This is a genomic window from Candidatus Aquicultor sp. (assembly GCF_054640775.1).
On the sequence record NZ_JBTSLF010000250.1, the window covers coordinates 1 to 3,256 of the forward strand.

The 3,256-nt window shown below is 40.8% G+C and carries 2 protein-coding genes; both read right to left on the reverse strand.

Annotated features, from left to right (window positions below; all coding sequences use genetic code 11):
* Positions 1 to 194 precede the first annotated feature (194 nt).
* Positions 195 to 2,492, reverse strand: a complete 2,298-nt coding sequence (locus tag ACYC56_RS13610; RefSeq protein ID WP_461374717.1) for a polyribonucleotide nucleotidyltransferase — start codon at positions 2,490 to 2,492, stop codon at positions 195 to 197.
* A 98-nt stretch (positions 2,493 to 2,590) separates the two neighbouring features.
* Positions 2,591 to 3,106 (reverse strand): LabA-like NYN domain-containing protein, encoded by a 516-nt coding sequence (locus tag ACYC56_RS13615; RefSeq protein ID WP_461374718.1) that lies wholly within the window; start codon positions 3,104 to 3,106, stop codon positions 2,591 to 2,593.
* Positions 3,107 to 3,256: the final 150 nt, after the last annotated feature.

Here is a 3,256-nt window from a genome sequence, read left to right on the forward strand (position 1 = left end):
GAGGGTTATAAGAACCTAAGATTTCTAAAGCACGACCGTATGGATCACGGCTTTTTTCGGAAATAATCAGACGAAACATCTTTTTATTAGTTTTTCCTGATTGTGATAGTTTGATTGCTAACATAATTTTTTCTGAATTAATTATAGAAAATAATAGCTTTATTAATTAGGAAAGTCAAGGTTAATTTATTGGCTTAATTTCTCGGTGCGCTCGGTCGGCTTGAGCCGAAACGGCTTGGTCGGCTTGGACCGCCGTTCGAAGCGCCACGGCCGCCCCCGAAACTTGGTCGAGAACCGCCTCCGAATCCATTACCACCATTAGCTGATTTACCTTTTTCATCTTTCCATAAAGGGGCATTATCTTCTAAACCTTTCATGGTTAGATTAACGCGTCCTTGGTCATCAATTTCTTTAATCTTTACCGTTACAATATCACCGATATTTAAGAAATCACTTGGCTTTTCAATACGATATGGCGCTAATTCACTGACGTGGGCCATACCGTCTTGGTTAGCGTTTAAAGCGATGAAAGCGCCGAAATCAAGTAATCGGACAACCTTACCTTTGATAATTTCGCCAGCTTCGAAAACATGAACTATTTCTTTAACTTGTTTAACTGCCTCGGTAACGCCATCGGCATCAGTTCCGCAGATCATAACTAAGCCGTCGTCATCAATATCAATGCTAACGCCGGTCTCAGCAATAATCTTATTGATAATTTTTCCGCCGGGGCCGATAATGGCGCCGATCTTTTCCGGATCGACATGAAAACTGGTAATTCTTGGCGCGTATTTTGACAGGTCAGCGCGTGGAGCGGGAATTGCTTTTAAGATTACGTCTAAAATTTCATTTAAAGCCGCGCGGCCTTGGGTTAAGGTTTTAGTAATAATTTCTTCGGTCAAACCATCTGTTTTTGTATCTAATTGAATAGCGGTCAAACCCGAATTTGTGCCGGTGATTTTAAAGTCCATGCCGCCATCGCCGTCTTCTAAATCTTGGATATCGGTTAATACTTCCCATTTACTCATGTCATGATTTGAAGCCAACCCCATCGCAATCCCAACTACCGGCTTTTTAATCGGTACGCCGGCATCCATTAAGGCTAAAGTTGAAGCACAAGTTGAAGCCATTGAAGACGAACCGTTTGAACCCAGTGTTTCACTAACCAAACGAATTGTATAAGGAAATTCTTCTTTGGAAGGCAACATCGGCATTAAAGCTTTTTCCGCGAGAGCACCATGTCCAATTTCCCGACGGCCGGTTCCTCTTAAAGGAGAAGCTTCACCGACGGAATAAGGAGGAAAATTATAATGATGCATGTATCTTTTTTTGCTTTGTCCTTCTAAACCTTCAAGAGATTGTTCATCTCCGGGAGCGCCGATAGTTAAAATAGACATTACTTGAGTTTCACCGCGGGAAAATAAAGCGGTACCATGACAGCGCGGTAAAATTGCCACGTCAGCCAGTAATGGGCGGATTTCCGTTAGAGATCTTCCGTCAACCCGTTTTTTATCTTCAATAATTGCGCGAGTAATTTCCGCGTCAATCATTTCTTCAACTAATTTTTTAGCGACATATTTTCTTTTATCAGCGCCTAAATCTTTCGATTCTAGGTATGCATCTAGTTTTTCTTTAATCGCGGCAACCGCTAATTTTCTTTCGCCTTTAGTGTAATATACTTTATCGAATAAAATAGCCGGGATATTTTCTTTAAGCCAATCCTCGCCGATTTTTAATAATTCTTCTTTTTCGGCGGCCGCTTTCTGTTCATCTTCGTTTAATTCTTTTTTAACGATTTCCGAAATTCTTTTTGGCGGAACATTTTTCGCCAATTCTTTAATTAAATCAATCGCGACTTGCATTTCGCGTTGCCCGGCCATAATTGCTTTTAGCATCATGTCTTCCGGGACTTCATTAGCGCCCGCCTCAATCATCACGACTTTTTTGTCAGTTCCGGCGACGATTAAATCTAAGGCGCTTAAAGCTTGTTGTTCGTAAGTCGGGTTAAAGACTAATTCATTTTCGATTAAGCCGACTCTGATTCCACCGATTGGACCATTCCATTTTAGACCGGAGATGGCTAATACCGCCGAAGCCGCTAAAAGAGAAACAATATCATGATCGTTTTCTTGATCAACCGCTAAAACACTGACAATAACTTGAATGTCGCGGTTATCACCGGGCACAAAAAGCGGACGGATTGAACGATCAATCATGCGGCCGGTTAAAATCGCCTGATCAGTCGGTCGGCCTTCGCGCTTAATCCACCGCGAACCTTTAATAATTCCGGCAGCGTATAATTTTTCTTCCAGTTCAACTTGAAGAGGGAAGAAATCAACTCCTTCTCTTTCGTTTTTTGATTGGACGACAGTCGCTTGCACAACTGTTTCGCCATATTGGACCCAAACCGCGGCGTCGGCTTGTAAAGCGACACGGCCGGTTTTAATAATGAGAGGGCGGCCCAGCCATTCTCCTTTAAACACTTTTTCCATAATTTGTTTTGTCTCTGGCCGTCAAATTACAGAACTGTAATTTATACAGCACTATCTATTTAACGGTCAGAACTTATTATATTATTTTAATTAATTTTTTATTTTCTTTTATTATTGCTATAAATCAGAAATTTCTTATCGGCGCTTAGATCGATAAAATCATCCGCTTCTTCGATTAATCGAGATGAACAGGTTTTTCTAAAGGCCATAACTTCGACTAAACAGCCTTTATTGTTTTGCAGATAAGAAACGAGCGGTAAATAATCGCCGTCGCCGGAAACTAAAACGATAACGTCTAATTTATCGGCTAATTTAATTGCGTCAATCGCAATTCCAACGTCCCAGTCGCCCTTTTTCGCACCGCCGGCAAAGATTTGTAAATCCTTAACTTTTACTTCAAAGCCTTGCTGAGCGAGCGCGTCGATAAAAGGCGCCTCCTCTTGATTTTCCGTCTGGATAGCATAAGCAGTGGCCCGGATAAGTTTTCGGTCGGCCACTGCTTGCAATAAAATTTCTCGGAAGTTTACTTTTCGATTAAATAGATTCTTAGCTGAATGGTACATGTTTGAAACATCTACCAGAATTCCAACCCGTTGTTCTTTATGTTTGATCATTTTTTTTATTATTTTTCGTCGTCAGCAAGTTCGCCTTTCGGTTCTAAAACTTCATCGTCCGGATTAATATATTTCTTTTCTTTCTTTTTTTCTTCTTCGTCTTCTTCAATTAAATTTGCCGCAATTCTTAATTTTAATTTAGACGCCAAA